Origin of the sequence: Streptomyces sp. NBC_01237, assembly GCF_035917275.1 — a bacterium.
Lineage (GTDB): Bacteria > Actinomycetota > Actinomycetes > Streptomycetales > Streptomycetaceae > Streptomyces.
In genome coordinates this window covers 1,857,317-1,875,274 of the sequence record NZ_CP108508.1, presented here as the reverse complement: position 1 = coordinate 1,875,274, position 17,958 = coordinate 1,857,317, and the positions used below count along the sequence as shown (strand labels likewise).

Genomic DNA, 17,958 nt, shown 5'->3' with positions numbered 1-17,958 from the left:
GTCGCGCTGCCGCGCGGTTGATGTGCGGGAACGCCGGATCCCCTGTCCTCCCGGCCGCGCGGTGGGCAGCACCGGTGGGAAGGGCAGGGGATCGGGGATCCTGCGGCGTTCCGCGTCGCGTCAGCCCACGTACGCTCCGCTGGCCGTCAGCCGCAGTGCCGTGTCGATGAGCGGCACATGGCTGAACGCCTGCGGGAAGTTCCCCACCTGGCGCTGGAGCCTGGAGTCCCATTCCTCGGCCAGCAGGCCCAGGTCGTTGCGCAGGGACAGCAGCTTCTCGAAGAGCTGGCGGGCCTCGTCGACCCGGCCGATCATCGCGAGGTCGTCGGCGAGCCAGAACGAGCAGGCCAGGAACGCGCCCTCGTCGCCCTCCAGGCCGTCCACGCCCGCGGCGTCCCCCGCCGTGGGGTAGCGCAGGACGAAGCCGTCCTCCGTGGACAGCTCACGCTGGATCGCCTCGATCGTGCCGATGACCCGCTTGTCGTCCGGCGGCAGGAAGCCCATCTGCGGAATCAGCAGCAAGGACGCGTCGAGCTCCTTCGACCCGTACGACTGGGTGAAGGTGTTGCGTTCCCTGTCGTAGCCCTGTTCGCAGACGTCGCGGTGGATGTCGTCGCGCAGCTCGCGCCACCGCTCCAGCGGTCCCTCCGCGTCCCCGGACTCGATCAGCTTGATCGTGCGGTCGACCGCGACCCAGGCCATCACCTTGGAGTGCACGAAGTGCCGGCGCGGCCCGCGTACCTCCCAGATGCCCTCGTCGGGCTCGAACCAGTGCTTCTCCAGGTACTCGATCAGCTTGAGCTGGAGGCCCATCGCGTAGTCGTTGCGGGTCAGCCCCGTCATGTGCGCCAGGTGCAGCGCCTCGGTGACCTCGCCGTACACATCGAGCTGGAGCTGGTTCGCCGCGCCGTTGCCGACCCGGACGGGCCCGGAGTTCTCGTAGCCGGGCAGCCAGTCCAGCTCCGCCTCGCCCAGTTCCCGCTCGCCCGCGATGCCGTACATGATCTGCAGGTTCTCCGGGTCACCCGCCACCGCCCGCAGCAGCCACTCGCGCCAGGCGCGTGCCTCCTCGCGGTAGCCGGTGCGCAGCAGCGAGGAGAGAGTGATCGCGGCGTCGCGCAGCCAGGTGTAGCGGTAGTCCCAGTTCCGGACGCCGCCGATCTCCTCCGGGAGCGAGGTGGTCGGCGCCGCCACGATGCCGCCGGTCGGGGCGTAGGTGAGGGCCTTGAGGGTGATCAGTGAGCGGACCACGGCCTCCCGATAGGGCCCGTGGTACGTACACTGATCGACCCACTCGCGCCAGAACAGCTCGGTCGCCTCCAGGGAACCCTCCGGGTCCGGGAGCGCGGGCGGCTGATGGTGCGAGGGCTGCCAGCTGATCGTGAACGCGATCCGGTCCCCGGGTGCCACGGTGAAGTCGGAGTACGTGGTCAGGTTCTTGCCGTACGTCTCCGCCTCGGTGTCCAGCCAGACGGAATCCGGTCCCGCCACGGCGACGGTGCGGGAGTCGACCTTGTGCACCCAGGGTGTCACCCGGCCATAACTGAACCGCATGCGCAGTTCCGAGCGCATCGGCACCCGGCCGCTGACGCCCTCCACGATCCTGATGAGCTGCGGTGCGCCGTCACGCGGCGGCATGAAATCGGTCACGCGGACCGTGCCGCGCGGCGTGTCCCACTCCGATTCCAGGATGAGGGAGTCCCCGCGATAGCGGCGCCGGTCCGCCGTCGGCGGCTCGGCTCCTTCCGCCCGCGCAGGACCCAGACGCCAGAAGCCGTGCTCCTCGGTGCCCAGCAGTCCTGCGAAGACGGCGTGCGAATCGAAGCGTGGCAGGCACAGCCAGTCGGCTGTGCCGTCCCGGCAGACCAGGGCGGCGGTCTGCATGTCTCCGATGAGTGCGTAATCCTCGATGCGCCCGGCCACGTGCGTCTCCAGTCGAACGGCCTTGTCGCCCCTCAGGGCTCTTACTGCGGGTTCAAGGGGGTCGTAGAACCGACAAGCTCCTGCACCGGTGAGCGGGCTGGGGTGGTGCCGCTTACAGGCCGGCTCGGCAGCGAATGTTTGAGCAGGATACGACGCACCAGCAAGATCCGCGCGACGGTCTTCGCAATACGTCTGAGCCGAACGGGTGGGACGTGAAACCAGTGCGGTGAACTTGTGATGCCAGTGTGAGGGGTGTGGCCGGAAGCAGCCTCCCGCCGTCGCTGTTACCCTGGTAGCCCGTGGACCGGTGGTCGTTCGCGACAGCGGACGAGGCCCCCGAACCGCAGCGACGGCACCTCCGGATTCTCCGGTTCGGCAGCCGGTACGCACCTCATCATCGCGACCACGGGAGCCCCCTTTGGCTATGCAGCCCACATCCACGACGACCAAGCACATCTTCGTCACCGGGGGTGTCGCCTCCTCCCTCGGCAAGGGTCTGACTGCCTCCAGCCTGGGTGCCCTGCTCAAGGCGCGGGGCCTGCGGGTCACCATGCAGAAGCTCGACCCCTACCTCAACGTCGACCCCGGCACGATGAACCCCTTCCAGCACGGTGAGGTGTTCGTCACCAACGACGGCGCCGAGACCGACCTGGACATCGGCCACTACGAGCGCTTCCTCGACGTCGACCTCGACGGCTCGGCCAACGTCACCACCGGCCAGGTCTACTCCCAGGTCATCGCCAAGGAGCGGCGCGGCGAGTACCTCGGCGACACCGTCCAGGTCATCCCGCACATCACCAACGAGATCAAGCACCGCATCCGCCGCATGGCGACCGACGACGTCGATGTCGTCATCACCGAGGTCGGCGGCACGGTCGGTGACATCGAGTCGCTGCCGTTCCTGGAGACCGTCCGCCAGGTCCGCCACGAGGTCGGCCGCGACAACGTCTTCGTCGTGCACATCTCGCTGCTGCCCTACATCGGCCCGTCCGGCGAGCTGAAGACCAAGCCCACCCAGCACTCCGTGGCCGCCCTGCGCAACATCGGTATCCAGCCGGATGCCATCGTGCTGCGCGCCGACCGTGACGTGCCCACCGCCATCAAGCGCAAGATCTCGCTGATGTGCGACGTGGACGAGGCCGCCGTGGTGGCCTGTGTGGACGCCAAGTCGATCTACGACATCCCGAAGGTGCTGCACACCGAGGGCCTGGACGCCTACGTCGTGCGCAAGCTCGACCTGCCGTTCCGGGACGTCGAGTGGACCACCTGGGACGACCTGCTGGACCGGGTGCACAACCCCGACCACGAGGTCACCGTCGCGCTCGTCGGGAAGTACATCGACCTGCCGGACGCCTACCTCTCGGTCACCGAGGCCATCCGGGCCGGCGGCTTCGCCAACAAGGCCCGTGTCAAGGTCAAGTGGGTCGCCTCCGACGACTGCAAGACGGCGGCGGGTGCCGCGAAGCAGCTCGGTGACGTCGACGCGATCTGCGTCCCCGGCGGCTTCGGCGACCGCGGTGTCAACGGCAAGATCGGCGCCATCCAGTACGCCCGTGAGAACAAGGTGCCGCTGCTCGGCCTCTGCCTGGGCCTGCAGTGCATCGTGATCGAGGCGGCGCGCAACCTCGCCGAGATCCCCGACGCCAACTCCACCGAGTTCGACGCCGCCACCGCGCACCCCGTCATCTCCACGATGGAGGAGCAGCTCGCGTACGTCGAGGGCGCGGGCGACCTGGGCGGCACCATGCGGCTCGGCCTCTACCCGGCCAAGCTCGCCGAGGGCTCGCTCGTGCGCGAGGCGTACGACGGCCAGCCCTACGTGGAGGAGCGTCACCGCCACCGCTACGAGGTCAACAACGCCTACCGTGCCGAGCTGGAGAAGAAGGCCGGACTGGTCTTCTCCGGCACCTCCCCGGACAACAAGCTCGTCGAGTACGTCGAGTACCCGCGCGAGGTCCACCCCTACCTGGTCGCCACGCAGGCGCACCCGGAGCTGCGGTCCCGCCCGACCCGCCCGCACCCGCTCTTCGCGGGTCTGGTGAAGGCGGCCGTGGAGCGTCAGCTCGCCGCTCGCACGACGGGCGAGTAACACCGAGGCACTACGGTTGGCCGGGGTACGGATCCTTCAGGGATGCGTACCCCGGTTTCTGTTTGTTCGTGGGAGGACGTACATGGGTTTCCAGGACACGCCCGAGGAGTGGCAGGTCACCGCGACGGTGACCCCCTTCACCGGTAAGAAGACCAGCGTCCGCACCGACGACGTGGTGATGCCCGACGGCACGGTCGCGCGCCGCGATTACCAGGTCCACCCCGGTTCCGTCGCCGTTCTCGCCATCGACGAGGAGGACCGCGTCCTCGTCCTGCGGCAGTACCGGCACCCGGTGCGCCACAAGCTCTGGGAGATCCCCGCCGGGCTGCTCGACATCCCCGGCGAGAACCCGCTGCACGCGGCCCAGCGCGAGCTGTACGAGGAGGCGCACGTCAAGGCCGAGGAGTGGCGGGTGCTGACGGACATCTTCACCACGCCCGGCGGCAGCGACGAGGCCGTACGCGTCTTCCTCGCCCGGAACCTCTCCGAGGCCGAGGGCGAGCGGTACGCGGTCTCCGAGGAGGAGGCCGACATGGAACAGGCCCGGGTGCCGCTGACGGAGCTGGTACGCGGTGTGCTCGCCGGGGATCTGCACAACTCCTGCCTGGTGGTGGGCGTGCTCGCGCTCACCGCGGCGCTCGCGGGCGGGGGAGTGGACTCGCTGCGCCCGGCCGAGGCGCCCTGGCCCGCCCGGCCGTTCGAGGCCTGACGGCCGTCGGGTCCACCGCTTTCCGGGGTCCCCGGTCGGACGATCATAAAAAACGCTGATCCGATCGGGGGACCTTCCCGCCCTGCTCCGCCATGATCGTCCGCACCCCTGAACTACGCTCGGAAGGTCCCGACCGGAGTTCCGGCGGGCACCGCGTGCAGCGAAGTGGAGCGTGGCTCGTGACGGATCAGGCGGTGGACACCAGCGGCCCGGCCCGGACTGCGGGGACCGAGGAGCCGTCCGGCGCCGCCCCACCCCAATTCTTCGGCCGGGAACGTGAGTTGAAGGCCCTGCGGGCCGACATCGAGCGGGCCGGGCTGGACACGCTGGCCGGCCGCAAGACCCCACGCGCCCGGGTCCTGCTGATCGCCGGACGCCCCGGCTCCGGCCGCAGCGCACTCGCCGCGGAACTCGCACGACGGCTCGTGGGGACCGGCGACTACCCCGACGGTGTGCTCCGTGCCGGGCTCACCGACCCCGGCGGCGAACGCGTGCCCACCGAGCGCACCGCCCGCGACATCCTCGACCTGCTCGATGTGCCCGCCCCGCCCGGCGCCGATCAGGACGAACTCTCCGAGATGGTGCGTGAGGCCCTCGCCGTACGCCGGGTCCTGCTGCTGCTCGACGACGCGGTGGACGCCGAACAGGTGGACCCGCTGCTCCCCGACAGCCCGCACTGCCTGGTCGTCGCCACCGCGACGGGCCCGCTGACCGGCATCCCTGACGTGCGCCCCTGCACCATCGGCGGGCTCGACGTGGGCTCCGCCGTGCGGCTGCTCGGCAGCCTGATCGGCCAGGTCCGCATCACCGTCGACCCATTGACCGCGGAGACCCTCTCCGAGGAGTGCGGGGGGCAGCCCGCGGCCCTCGTCCTGATCGGCGGCTGGCTGGCCGCCCGCCCGGGGGCCTCGGTCGCCGATGTCGCCAAGCGGCTGCACACCCTGCCGGAGACCGGTGACCAACAGCCCGCGGGCGCCCGCCCGTTGTCCCGGGCCTTCCGGCTGATCCATGACTCCCTCCCGCAGGCCGCCGCCCGGATACTGCGCCTTCTCGCACTCGCGCCCGCCGGACTCGCCGACGCCCACACCGCCTCCGCGCTGGCCGGCTGCTCGGTGCCCGCCGCCCAGTCGACCCTGGACGACTTCGTGAAACTGGGACTGCTGCGGACGAACGGTGCGGCGCAGCCCCAGTACGAGGTTCCCGGCTGCCTCGCGCCCTTGCTGCGGGCCCTGTTGGAGGACCGCGACCGACCGGCCGAGATCCAGCTGGCCAGGGCCCGGATGCTGGAGCGGACCGTGCGCAGGCTCCAGTCCTGCCGGGCGATCACCGAGCCGGAGGGCTCCGCCGCCCGCCGCAAGCTCGCCGGACTGCCCCGCTCGCTGCGCTTCCCCAGCGCGGAGGAGGCCGCCGCATGGCTGCGGGTCCGCCAGCCCGCCCTGCTCGCCTCGGCCCGGATCGCCGTCGAGGACGGTGAACTGGACACCCTGGCGCGGAGGTTGGTGGCCGCGCTGGTGCGGGCGCTGGCGGCGCACCGGGGCACCGAGGCCGCCGCGCCCGAGCTGTACGGGCTGCACGGCCTGGTCCTGGATGTGGCCGAGCGCCGCGAGCTGCCCCGGGAGCGGGCCGCCGCGTTGCTCAACCTCGCCGACCTGGACGCCAGGACCGGCCGCACCGAGGAGGCGCTGGCCCGCTACCGGGCCGCGCTGGACGCGGGCCGCGAGGCGAAGGACCTGTACGCGACCGGCCGCGCGATGGAATCCGTAGGCGGCGCCTACGCCGAGCTCGGGGACTTCCACCGGGCCTCCGACTGGTACGGCCGAGCGCTCGCCCAGCGCCTGACCCAGGGCGAGCGGGCGGACGAGGCGCGGCTGTACGGGCGGCTCGGCGCCGTCCACACGTACGCCGGGCGCTACGGGGAGGCCCTGCGGAACTGGCGGGCGGCGGCGTCCGGCTACCGCAGGCTCGGTGACCTGCCCGCCCAGGCGCGGGCGCTCAGCGAGGCGGCGCGGGTGCAGGAGTACGCGGGGCGCCCGCAGGACTCGCTGCACACCTGCCGGGAGGCCGTCGAGCTGGCCCGGCGGGCCGAGGACGTGCGGCTTCAGGCGGCGCTCCAGCTCAGGCTGGCCGACACGCTGGACCGGCTCGGAGACCCGGCGGCGGCCGGGTTGCACCGGGGTGCGGCCGACAGATTGCTGGGCGAGGAGGGTTCTGCCTACGAAATCCGTAGTGCCGCGACTGAAAATTAATGCTTTGTAAGGCTAGACAGCGCGAAGTCCTTCATTAGACTGGCTCTGCCGCGTTCCTTCGTGGCGTCTCCATTTATGCTGTGTATATCCGGGTATGTCCACTTCTGCCCTGGTAACCCTCCGAGCCAAGGACCGTGATCGACGTGAAGGTCGGCATCCCCCGCGAAGTCAAGAACAACGAGTTCCGGGTGGCGATCACCCCTGCCGGAGTGCATGAGCTCGTCCGTCACGGCCACCAGGTCCTCGTCGAGCGGAACGCCGGTGCGGGTTCCTCCATCACGGACGAGGAGTACGTCGCCGCGGGGGCGCGGATCCTGCCCACCGCCGACGAGGTGTGGGCCGCCGCCGATCTGCTGCTGAAGGTCAAGGAGCCGGTCGCCGAGGAGTACCACCGCCTGCGCAAGGGGCAGACGCTCTTCACGTACCTCCACCTCGCCGCGTCCCGCGAGTGCACGGACGCGCTGCTGGAGTCCGGCACCACCGCCATCGCGTACGAGACGGTCGAGACCGCGAACCGCGCGCTCCCGCTGCTCGCCCCGATGTCCGAGGTCGCGGGCCGGCTGGCCCCGCAGGTCGGCGCGTACCACCTGATGCGCTCGGTCGGCGGCCGTGGCGTGCTGCCGGGCGGCGTCCCCGGCACGGCGGCAGGCAAGGCCGTGGTCATCGGTGGTGGCGTCTCCGGCTGGAACGCCACGCAGATCGCCGTCGGTCTCGGCTTCCACGTGACCCTGCTCGACAAGGACATCAACAAGCTGCGCGAGGCCGACAAGATCTTCGGCACCAAGGTGCAGACGGTCGTCTCCAACGCCTTCGAGCTGGAGAAGGCGGTCGTCGAGGCGGACCTCGTCGTCGGTGCCGTGCTGATCCCCGGCGCGAAGGCCCCGAAGCTGGTCACCAACGAGCTCGTCGCCAAGATGAAGCCCGGAAGTGTACTTGTCGACATTGCAATTGATCAGGGCGGTTGCTTCGAGGACTCGCATCCGACGACGCACGCCGAGCCGATCTTCATGGTTCACGACTCGGTCTTCTACTGCGTCGCGAACATGCCGGGCGCGGTGCCGAACACCTCGACGTACGCCCTCACCAACGCCACGCTGCCGTACATCGTGGAGCTCGCGAACCGCGGCTGGGCCGACGCGCTGCGCCGTGACGCCGCACTCGCCAAGGGGCTCAACACCCATGACGGGCAGGTCGTTTACCGTGAGGTGGCCGAGGCGCACGGGCTCGCGCACGTCGAGCTGAGCGCCCTTCTCGGCTGACGGGTCAACGCCTTCCGTCAACCTCGTACGTCCGGCCGGACCTTGCCGAGCAAGGTCCGGCCGGACGTGTATCGGGTCCGGTGGGGGCCTTGTGCAACTCGTCTCGAACGTAACTCTTTACCCGTTTCGTGCAGCGGCGAAATGCGCGCCTTGCTCGCTGTGCACCCTTGACAGGGCGGTGTTCGATTGCCGACACATCGGGCCGGGTCCGGCGGATTGTGTTGCTGCGGACCGGTGACACGCCATAGAGTCGCCAATCGTCGGCATGGTGCCACGCTGACCTATCGATAAGTTTCCTGGTCACGTCCAAGGAGGTAAGACGACTTGTGAATGAGTCGACATTTACTCCCGGGGGTGGTCAACCAGGGATGCCTGCACGGGGTCAGGGCCCGATCGGGCTCCAAGCTGTCGGCTCCGTAGCTGTCCGCACCTTCACCACCCAACAGCACATGACGACAGCCCCCCAGATGATGGACGGCCTACACGTGAACGCCATGGCCGGCAACGAGAGTGGCCGGGACACCGCCCACTTCGCCGACTTCGCCGAGGTGCCCGAGGGGCACTTCTACGACCCCGACGCCGAGTACGAGCCCGACCCGGAGTACGCGGCCACCCTCGCGCCCGACGCCGCGCGCCAGCGCCGCGAGCGGATCGGCCCGACCGGGCGGCCCCTGCCGTACTTCCCGATTCCGGGCCCGCTGACCGATCACGGCCCCGCGAAGATCATCGCGATGTGCAACCAGAAGGGCGGCGTCGGCAAGACCACGTCGACCATCAACCTGGGTGCGGCACTCGCGGAGTACGGACGGCGCGTCCTGCTCGTCGACTTCGACCCGCAGGGTGCCCTGTCGGTCGGTCTCGGGGTCAACCCGATGGAGCTCGACCTCACGGTCTACAACCTGCTCATGGAGCGGGGCATGTCGGCCGACGAGGTCCTGCTGAAGACCGCCGTCCCCAACATGGACCTGCTGCCGAGCAATATCGACCTCTCGGCCGCCGAGGTGCAGCTGGTCAGCGAGGTGGCCCGGGAGTCGACGCTCCAGCGCGCCCTGAAGCCGCTGATGGCCGACTACGACTACATCGTGATCGACTGTCAGCCCTCGCTCGGCCTGCTGACCGTGAACGCCCTGACGGCGGCCCACAAGGTCATAGTCCCGCTCGAATGCGAGTTCTTCGCGCTGCGCGGAGTGGCGCTGCTCACCGAGACCATCGAGAAGGTCCAGGAGCGGCTCAACCCGGAACTGCAGCTCGACGGCATCCTCGCCACCATGTACGACTCCCGTACGGTGCACAGCCGCGAGGTCCTCGCGCGGGTCGTCGAGGCGTTCGACGACCACGTCTACCACACGGTCATCGGGCGCACCGTGCGCTTCCCGGAGACCACGGTCGCCGGTGAACCCATCACCACGTACGCCTCCAACTCGGTCGGTGCCGCCGCCTATCGACAGCTCGCCAGGGAGGTGCTCGCCCGGTGTCACGCCGAGTGAGTCTGCCGGGGGCCGACGAACTGTTCCGCACCACCGGTGGGATGGGGCTCCAGGCGTCGTCCCCCGCGGAGCGGCGACGCAAGGCGAACGCCGAGGGGCGGGTTCCCGCACCGGCGGGGGAGGGCGATACCGCGACGGACGCGTCCGCTCCGGACGGTTCCGGCGGCGGTTCGGCCGACCGGTCCGCGGCCCGTGCCCGGGAGGAACACTCGGCGGCCGGTACCGACGGAGGCGAATCGCGCAGCCGCGACGCCGAGGGCGACCGGTCCGCGGCGGGCGGCAGGGCCGTCCCCGGGTCCCGTTCCGCCTCGCAGGAGCAGGGCCCCGCGGTCCAGCAGCAGCGCAGGCGCGGCGGTGGGCGTGGTGCCAACCGACGGCCCAGCGGCCGGGAGCGCCACGACGAGAAGATCACCGTCTATGTGTCGGCCGAGGAACTGATGGACCTCGAACACGCCCGTCTCGTCCTGCGCGGCGAGCACGGGCTCGCGGTCGACCGCGGGCGGATAGTGCGTGAGGCGGTCGCGGTGGTGCTGGCCGATCTGGAGTCCCGCGGCGACGCGAGCATCCTCGTACGGCGGCTGCGCGGCCGCTGAGCGGTGCGGCGCCGGTAGCCTGCCCGTCAGGGCCCGCGCCGACCGCCGGGCCCGGTCACCGCGCCGTGCGGGGCCGGGGCCCCTCCGTGCGTCCCGTCCTCGGCCCGTGCCGGGGCCGTCACCGCCCGCCCGTTCTTCCCGCACTTTTGGACCACGATGCCCGTGACCGACGACTCCGCCGGCCCGCGCCGCCGCGCTCTCGGCCGCGGGCCCGGTGTCGCCGCGTCCTGGGGCCCGGCGCCCGAAGCCGAAGCCGAAGCTGTTCCCGCTCCTGAGGCCGCTCCCGTACCGGGGCCCGTGTCCGAGGCGGCTCCCGCTCCTGAGGCCCCTCCCGAGGCCGCTCCTCCCGTAGCGGAGCCGGAGCCCGCGGCGGTCCCCGGGCCCGTGGTCGAGCCGGTGCCGGGGGACGGGCCGGCCGCCGACGACAAACGCTTCACCGTGCGGCTCGTGAACTTCGAAGGTCCCTTCGACCTTCTCCTCCAGCTGATCTCGAAGCACAAGCTCGATGTGACCGAGGTCGCCCTGTCCAAGGTCACCGACGAGTTCATGGCGTACATCCGGGCCATGGGAGCCGACTGGGATCTCGACCAGACCACCGAGTTCCTCGTGGTCGCCGCCACCCTGCTGGACCTGAAGGCCGCCCGGCTGCTGCCCACCGCCGAGGTGGAGGACGAGGCGGACCTGGCGCTCCTGGAGGCCCGGGACCTGCTCTTCGCGCGGCTGCTCCAGTACCGCGCGTACAAGAGGATCGCCGAGATCTTCAACGGCCGGCTGGAGTCCGAGGCCCGCCGCTACCCCCGTACCGTCGGTCTCGAACCGCACCACGCCGCGCTGCTGCCCGAGGTCGTCATCAGCATCGGCGCCGAGGGATTCGCGCGGCTCGCGGTGAAGGCCATGCTGCCGAAGCCCAAGCCCCAGGTGTACGTCGACCACATCCACGCGCCGCTGGTCAGTGTGCGCGAGCAGGCGGAGATCGTGGTGGCGCGGCTGCGGGGGGCGGGCGAGGTCAGTTTCCGGGTGCTCACCGAGGACGCCCCGGACACCCTCACGGTCGTCGCCCGGTTCCTCGCCCTTCTGGAGCTGTACCGGGAGAAGGCCGTCACGCTCGACCAGGAGGAGGCGCTCGGCGACCTCCTCGTGCGCTGGTGCGGCGGGGAGGGCGCGGAGCCCGCGGTGACGGACGAGTTCGACCAGGAGATCCACGCGGCGGCCGAGGAGGACACGGAGACATGAGCGCGCACCGCAGGGACGGCGACGAGGACCGGGACACGGGCGCGGTCGCCGCCCTCGATCTCAAGCCCGCCCTGGAGGCGGTCCTGATGGTCGTCGACGAGCCGGCCACCGAGGAACACCTCGCCAAGGTCCTCCAGCGGCCGCGCAGGGCCGTGGCGGACGCGCTGCGGGAACTGGCCGACGAGTACACCGTGCAGCGGCGAGGCTTCGATCTGCGGCTCGTCGCGGGCGGCTGGCGTTTCTACACCCGGCCCGAGTACGCGGAGGCGGTCGAGGGCTTCGTCCTGGACGGCCAGCACGCCCGTCTCACCCAGGCGGCTCTGGAGACGCTCGCGGTGGTCGCGTACCGCGCGCCGGTGAGCCGTTCACGCGTCTCGGCCGTGCGCGGAGTGAACTGCGACGGCGTGATGCGGACCCTCCTGCAGAGGGGTCTGGTCGAGGAGGCGGGCGCGGAACCCGAAACAGGTGCGATCCTGTACAGGACGACGAACTACTTTCTGGAGCGTATGGGCCTGCGAGGCCTGGACGAGCTCCCGGAGCTCGCGCCCTTCCTCCCGGAGGCGGACGCGATCGAGGCTGAGACGCTAGAGGGTGTGCCGTCGTTCGATCCGGACGCACCGGACACCCCGGATACTCACGCACACGACAAGACGGATTTTTGATGCGAAGCAGTGGCAGGAACAGCGGAAGCGGCGGCGGCAGCGGCAGCGGCGGCAGCAGGAGCGGCGGAAGCGGCGGCGGCAGGAGCAGTAGCGGCGGCGGCAGGAGCGGCGGCAGCGGCGGCGCCAACCGGAACCCCCGGAGCGGCAGCGGCGGATCCGGCGGGGGCTTCCGGCCGAAGGGCCAGGGCAGCGGCCAGGGCGGTCAGAGCGGGCAGGGCGGCGGCCAGGGCGGGCGCGACGACAAGCAGGAGCAGCGTCCCCGCCGTCCCCGTCCCGAGGAGCGCCGCTACGACGTGGGCGCCGACAAGCCGGGCGGCGACGGCGGCCTCCGCAAGGGCCGCGGCGCCGCGGCCCGCGGTGGGGCCAAGGGCGGCCCGAAGGCATCGCAGGGCGGCGGCAGGATCACCCGGCGCGCCCCGTACGGCGCTCCGGCCCGTCCGCGCGAGCTCGACGCCAAGATCGAGCAGCGCAACCGGGACAGGTACGCGAACAAGCCCGACCTCAAGCTGCCCAAGACCCACCCGGGCGCCGAGGAGGAGGGTGAGCGCCTGCAGAAGGTGCTCGCCAGGGCCGGTATGGGCTCGCGGCGCGCCTGCGAGGAGCTGATCGACCAGTCCCGCGTCGAGGTCAACGGCGAGATCGTCGTCGAGCAGGGCATGCGCGTCGACGTGCACAAGGACGAGATCAAGGTCGACGGTCTGACCGTCGCCACCCAGTCGTACCTCTTCTTCGCGCTGAACAAGCCCGCCGGTGTCGTCTCCTCCATGGAGGACCCGGACGGCCGCCAGTGCCTCGGCGACTACGTCACCAACCGGGAGACGCGGCTCTTCCACGTCGGCCGGCTGGACACCGAGACCGAGGGCATCATCATGCTCACCAACCACGGTGAGCTGGCCCACCGCCTCACCCACCCCAAGTACGGCGTGAAGAAGACCTACCTGGCCGCCATCCAGGGCCCGCTCCCGCGCGACCTGGGCAAGCGGCTCAAGGACGGCATCCAGCTGGAGGACGGGTACGCCCGCGCCGACCACTTCCGCGTCGTGGAGAACACCGGCAAGAACTACCTCGTCGAGGTGACCCTCCACGAGGGCCGCAAGCACATCGTCCGGCGGATGCTGGCCGAGGCCGGCTTCCCGGTCGAGCGGCTGGTGCGCACGTCCTTCGGGCCGATCCCGCTGGGCGACCAGAAGTCCGGCTGGCTGCGCCGCCTCACCAACACCGAGGTCGGCATGCTGATGCGCGAGGTCGGTCTGTAGCCGACCCGTACACCCCGTACGGCTCCGAGGCCCGCGGCCGGTTCCTGTTCCCGATGGGTGAACAGAAACCGGCCGCGGGCCTTTCGCCGTCGCCGTTCCTTCTTTATAGTCAGAGTGACTATTAAGGAGGCGGGCGTGAGTCTCGCGGATTTCCTCGATCCCCTGCAGCAACCCCTGGTGACGGTCCTGGACACCCCGGTCAGCTGGACCGAGGTGCTCGGCTTCGGCAGCGGAGCGCTGTGCGTCTGGCTCGTGGCCCGCCAGCACCTCGCCAACTGGCCCATCGGCATCGCGAACAACCTCTTCTTCATCCTGCTGTTCGCCCAGTCAGGCCTGTACGCCGACGCCGGCCTCCAGATCGTCTTCATCACCCTCGCCGTGTACGGCTGGTGGACCTGGACCCACGGGGGTGGACCAGGGACATCAGTCCTGCCGGTGCGCGGCACCTCGCGCACCGAATGGACCTGGCTGCTCACGGCGGGGGCGGTGGGGACCCTCGCGCTCACGGTCCTGCTGTCGCGGGCCACCGACTCGACCGTGCCGTTCTGGGACGCGCTGACGACCTCGCTGTCGCTGACGGCGACGTACGGGCAGTGCCGCAAGCGGGTCGAGTCCTGGTGGCTGTGGATCGCCGCCGACGTGGTCTACATCCCGCTGTACGCGTACAAGGAGCTCTATCTGACCTCCCTGCTCTACATCGGCTTCCTGGCGCTCTGCCTCATGGGGCTGCGCAGCTGGAACCGCGATCTCGCCACCGGCCGGAACCGTACGGCGGAGGTGGCCGCGGTATGAAGCGCTTCGGCCACGGCCTCGTTCTCGGCAAGTTCTATCCGCCGCACGCGGGACACCACCACCTGGTCCGCACCGCCCGGGACCGCTGCGAACGGCTGACCGTCCTGGTCTGTGCCGCCTCCGTGGAGTCCGTCCCGCTCGCCGACCGGGTCGCCTGGATGCGCGAGGTGCACCCCGACGTGCGCGTGGTGGGCGCCGTCGACGACACCCGCATGGATCTCACGGACCCGGCGATCTGGGACGCGCACATGGCGGTGTTCACCGCGGCGGTACCGGAGCCGGTGGACGCCGTCTTCACCTCCGAGTCCTACGGGGCCGAGCTGGCCCGCCGCTTCGGCGCCGCGTCCGTCCTCGTCGACCCCGACCGCACCCTCTTCCCGGTGTCCGGCACCGCGGTGCGCAAGGACCCGGTCGGCTGCTGGGACTTCCTCGAACCGCCCGTCCGGGCCGCGCTCACCCGCCGGATCGTCGTCCTCGGCGCCGAGTCGACCGGCACCACCACCCTGGCGCGGGCCCTCACGGAGCACTACCGGGCGCGCGGCGGCGGCTGGGCGCAGACCCGGTACGTCGCCGAGTACGGGCGCGAGTTCAGCGAACAGAAGCTGGCCGCACTGCGCGGCCGGTGGCCGGACGCCCAGTGGGAGGATGTCGTCTTCACCACGGACGACTTCCCCGTCATCGCCGAGGCGCAGAACGCCAGGGAGGAGGAGGCCGCGCGCGCCGGCTCCCCGGTGCTGTTCTGCGACACCGACTCCTTCGCCACCACCGTCTGGCACGAGCGGTACGTCGGTGGCCGCAACCCCCTCGTCGAGGACATCGCCGACCGGGCCCGGCACCACCTGTGGCTGCTCACCGACCACGAGGGTGTCGCCTTCGAGGACGACGGACTCCGCGACGGCGAGGAGCTGCGGCCCTGGATGACGGACCGATTCCGCGCCGAACTCACCCGTACGGGAAGAGAGTTCATCGAGGTCACGGGAGGGCACCAGGAACGGCTGGAAGCCGCCGTCGCCGCCGTGGACGCGGTGCTCGACACCGGCTGGAACTTCGCCGCACCCCTTCCGGAGCGCCGATGACCACCACCGGCACGACGAGGACCGGCGTCGCCGCACCCCTCCCGGAGCGCCGATGACCGCCGGCGCCCCCGAGGGGTACGACCCCCACGCCTTCGCCCCCTTCGCGGTCACCGTGGATCTCGCGGTCTTCACGGTCCGCGCCGGCCGGCTGCACGTCCTGCTCGTCGAGCGGGGCGAGGAGCCGTACAAGGGCCACTGGGCCCTGCCCGGTGGCTTCCTCCTGCCCCGCGAGTCGGCCGACCTGGCCGCGCGCCGCGAGCTGGCCGAGGAGACGGGCCTCGGCCAGGACACCGTCCGCGGCCTCCACCTCGAACAGCTGCGCACCTACTCCGAACCGGACCGGGATCCCAGGATGCGGGTCGTCTCCGTCGCGTACGCGGCCCTCCTGCCCGATCTGCCCGAGCCGCGCGGGGGCGGGGACGCGGTCCGCGCGAAGTGGTGGGACGCGGGCACCGTGGGCGTCCTCGCCTTCGACCACGAGCGGATTCTCGCCGACGCCTACGACCGGATCGGCGCCAAGCTGGAGTACACCTGTCTGGCCACGGCCTTCTGCCCCGCCGAGTTCACCCTCGGCGAGCTCCAGCAGGTGTACGAAACCGTGTGGGGCGTCGAGCTGGACCGCCCCAACTTCCGGCGCAAGGTCCTCAATGTGCCCGGCTTCGTCCAGGCCGTCGAGGGACCGCCGCGCCGCACCGGCGGACGGGGGAAACCCGCCGCCCTGTACCGGGCGGGTGCCGCCACCGCCCTGCACCCTCCACTCCTGCGCCCGGAAGGACGAACGGAATGAACACGACCAGGACCCTCACCAAACAGGCGGCCACGGGTGCGCTGACCGGGCTCGCGCTCGGCGACGCACTGGGCTTCCCCACCGAGTTCAACGATGTGCCCGCCATCCTCGCCAAGTGCGGGCCGTGGCGGCAGATGGCGCTGCCCAGACCCGCGATCGTCACCGACGACACCCAGATGACGCTCGCGCTGGGGCGTGGCATACGCACCGCCATGGACCGCGGACCGCTCACCCCGCTGCGGCTGGTCCGCCCGGTCCGCGCGGAGTTCGTGGACTGGTTCCACTCGCCGGACAACAACCGGGCCCCCGGACACACCTGCATGAAGGCGTGCCGGCTGCTCGACGGCGACCGGATCTGGCAGGAGGCCAGCCAGACCGGCTCCAAGGGCTGCGGCGCCAACATGCGGGTCGCGCCCGTCGGACTCGTACCCGGCCTCAGCGAGGAACAGCGCGCCGGAGCGGCCCAGCTCCAGGCGGCCCTCACCCACGGCCACCCGACGGCACTGGCCGCCTCCGACCTGCTGGCCCGCGCGGTGTTCCTGCTGGCCCAGGGGGCGGAGCCGATGGGACTCGTGGGGCAGCTGCGTTCCTACGCGTACGAGAACAGCGGCCGCTACCTGGAACGGTGGCTCGGAGACCTCTGGCGGTACGCGGGCGACTCCTCGCCCGAGGCGTACATCAAGCGCGGCTGGGACGAGTGCCAGACCGCGCTGGGCACGGTCCAGGACGCCCTGCGTGCCCCGTCGCCCGAGACCGACCCCTGCCGGACCACCGGCGACGGCTGGGTCGCGGAAGAAGCACTCGCCACGGCCCTGCACTGCTTCCTCCTCTTCCCCGAGGAGCCCGTCACCGCCCTTCGCCGGGCCGCCTGCACCCGTGGCGACTCCGACTCGCTGGCCTGTCTGACGGGTGCGCTGGCCGGGGCCCATCTGGGCGCGGGTGCCTGGCCCAAGGAGTGGGCGGAACGCATCGAGTACCGCAGCGATCTGCTGTCGCTGGCCGCGCTCTGGGATGCTTGATCCATGAGCACCGCGACCTCCTCCCTCATGCGCGCCGGACTGCCGGTCACCGACCTCGGTCCGGTCCTCGCCGGGGAGCCGGCACCGCTGCTCTTCGCCACGGTCTCCGGGGCCCATCTGTACGGCTTCCCGTCCCGGGACTCGGATGTGGACCTTCGGGGGGTCCATATCCTGCCCCCGCACGACCTGTTGGGGCTGCGCGAACCGGCCGAGACCCGCTCACGGATGTGGGACCGCGACGGGGTCGAGATGGACCTCGTCACGCACGACCTGCGCAAGTTCGTCCGTCTCATGCTGCGGCCCAACGGCTACGTACTGGAACAGCTGCTGTCCCCGCTGGTCGTGCACACGACCGCACTCCACGCGGAACTGTGCGCCCTGGCCCCGGGCGTGCTGACCCGCAACCACGCACACCACTACCGGGGTTTCGCCGGAACCCAGTGGCGGCTCTTCGAGAAGACCGGTGAACTGAAGCCGCTGCTCTACACCTTCCGGGCGCTGCTCACCGGCATCCATCTGATGCGCAGCGGTCGGATACTGGCCCATCTGCCGACACTGCTCGGCGCGGTGGCCGCCCCGGCGTATCTGCCCGATCTGATCGCGGCGAAGGCGGAGGCCGAGCACGGCATGGCGCGGGAGCTGGACGGGGCGGCGGTGGCGCGGGACATCGAAGGGCTGCACCGGGTCCTGGACGAGGCGCAGACCCGGTCGCTGCTGGCGGACGCGGTGACGGAGTTCGACGCGCTGAACGAACTCGTCGTGCGCGCCCGGCTGGGGGAGTAGCGGGCCGGGAGTACGTTCCGGCCGTTCGTACGGACGTTGCGGCC

General features: G+C 71.0%; 15 protein-coding genes. 14 read left to right on the top strand and 1 reads right to left on the bottom strand.

Going from position 1 to position 17,958, the window contains the following annotated elements; all coding sequences use genetic code 11:
- Nucleotides 1–120 precede the first annotated feature (120 nt).
- On the bottom strand, nucleotides 121–1,923 hold the full coding sequence (locus tag OG251_RS08295; RefSeq protein ID WP_326676549.1) for a glycoside hydrolase family 15 protein: 1,803 nt from the start codon (nucleotides 1,921–1,923) through the stop codon (nucleotides 121–123).
- Between the two features lie 424 nt (nucleotides 1,924–2,347).
- Between OG251_RS08295 and OG251_RS08290 the strand changes: the two genes are divergently transcribed.
- From OG251_RS08290 to OG251_RS08225, 14 genes are all read left to right on the top strand, one after another.
- Nucleotides 2,348–4,012 (top strand): CTP synthase, encoded by a 1,665-nt coding sequence (locus OG251_RS08290; protein ID WP_326676548.1) that lies wholly within the window; start codon nucleotides 2,348–2,350, stop codon nucleotides 4,010–4,012.
- 82 nt (nucleotides 4,013–4,094) lie between these two features.
- Entirely contained in the window at nucleotides 4,095–4,721 is a 627-nt protein-coding gene (locus OG251_RS08285; protein WP_326676547.1) for an NUDIX hydrolase, read from the top strand.
- 179 nt (nucleotides 4,722–4,900) lie between these two features.
- Complete coding sequence (locus OG251_RS08280; protein ID WP_326676546.1) at nucleotides 4,901–6,967, top strand: tetratricopeptide repeat protein; 2,067 nt, start codon at nucleotides 4,901–4,903, stop codon at nucleotides 6,965–6,967.
- Between the two features lie 143 nt (nucleotides 6,968–7,110).
- Nucleotides 7,111–8,226 carry an alanine dehydrogenase gene (gene ald, locus OG251_RS08275; RefSeq protein WP_326681189.1) on the top strand — a complete coding sequence of 372 codons (1,116 nt, stop codon included), beginning with the start codon at nucleotides 7,111–7,113 and terminating at the stop codon, nucleotides 8,224–8,226.
- A gap of 368 nt (nucleotides 8,227–8,594) precedes the next feature.
- The gene (locus OG251_RS08270; protein ID WP_326676545.1) at nucleotides 8,595–9,713 is read left to right on the top strand and encodes a ParA family protein; all 1,119 of its coding nucleotides are present in this window, start codon (nucleotides 8,595–8,597) and stop codon (nucleotides 9,711–9,713) included.
- A complete protein-coding gene (locus OG251_RS08265) occupies nucleotides 9,710–10,306 on the top strand; it encodes a hypothetical protein (protein WP_326681188.1) in 597 nt (198 codons plus the stop codon). The genes OG251_RS08270 and OG251_RS08265 overlap by 4 nt, the downstream gene beginning before the upstream one ends.
- 156 nt (nucleotides 10,307–10,462) lie before the next feature.
- A complete protein-coding gene (locus OG251_RS08260) occupies nucleotides 10,463–11,539 on the top strand; it encodes a segregation and condensation protein A (RefSeq protein ID WP_326676544.1) in 1,077 nt (358 codons plus the stop codon).
- Nucleotides 11,536–12,201 carry an SMC-Scp complex subunit ScpB gene (gene scpB / locus OG251_RS08255; protein WP_326676543.1) on the top strand — a complete coding sequence of 222 codons (666 nt, stop codon included), beginning with the start codon at nucleotides 11,536–11,538 and terminating at the stop codon, nucleotides 12,199–12,201. The genes OG251_RS08260 and scpB overlap by 4 nt, the downstream gene beginning before the upstream one ends.
- On the top strand, nucleotides 12,201–13,457 hold the full coding sequence (locus tag OG251_RS08250) for a pseudouridine synthase (protein ID WP_326676542.1): 1,257 nt from the start codon (nucleotides 12,201–12,203) through the stop codon (nucleotides 13,455–13,457). The genes scpB and OG251_RS08250 overlap by 1 nt, the downstream gene beginning before the upstream one ends.
- Nucleotides 13,458–13,592: 135 nt before the next feature.
- Complete coding sequence (pnuC, locus tag OG251_RS08245) at nucleotides 13,593–14,249, top strand: nicotinamide riboside transporter PnuC (RefSeq protein ID WP_326676541.1); 657 nt, start codon at nucleotides 13,593–13,595, stop codon at nucleotides 14,247–14,249.
- Complete coding sequence (locus OG251_RS08240) at nucleotides 14,246–15,325, top strand: AAA family ATPase (RefSeq protein ID WP_326676540.1); 1,080 nt, start codon at nucleotides 14,246–14,248, stop codon at nucleotides 15,323–15,325. Before pnuC ends, OG251_RS08240 begins: the two co-directional genes overlap by 4 nt.
- Nucleotides 15,326–15,377: 52 nt before the next feature.
- A complete protein-coding gene (locus OG251_RS08235; protein ID WP_326676539.1) occupies nucleotides 15,378–16,112 on the top strand; it encodes an NUDIX hydrolase in 735 nt (244 codons plus the stop codon).
- The gene (locus OG251_RS08230; RefSeq protein WP_326676538.1) at nucleotides 16,109–17,131 is read left to right on the top strand and encodes an ADP-ribosylglycohydrolase family protein; all 1,023 of its coding nucleotides are present in this window, start codon (nucleotides 16,109–16,111) and stop codon (nucleotides 17,129–17,131) included. The genes OG251_RS08235 and OG251_RS08230 overlap by 4 nt, the downstream gene beginning before the upstream one ends.
- A 3-nt stretch (nucleotides 17,132–17,134) precedes the next feature.
- A complete protein-coding gene (locus tag OG251_RS08225) occupies nucleotides 17,135–17,914 on the top strand; it encodes a nucleotidyltransferase domain-containing protein (protein WP_326676537.1) in 780 nt (259 codons plus the stop codon).
- The last annotated feature ends 44 nt before the right edge of the window (nucleotides 17,915–17,958 follow it).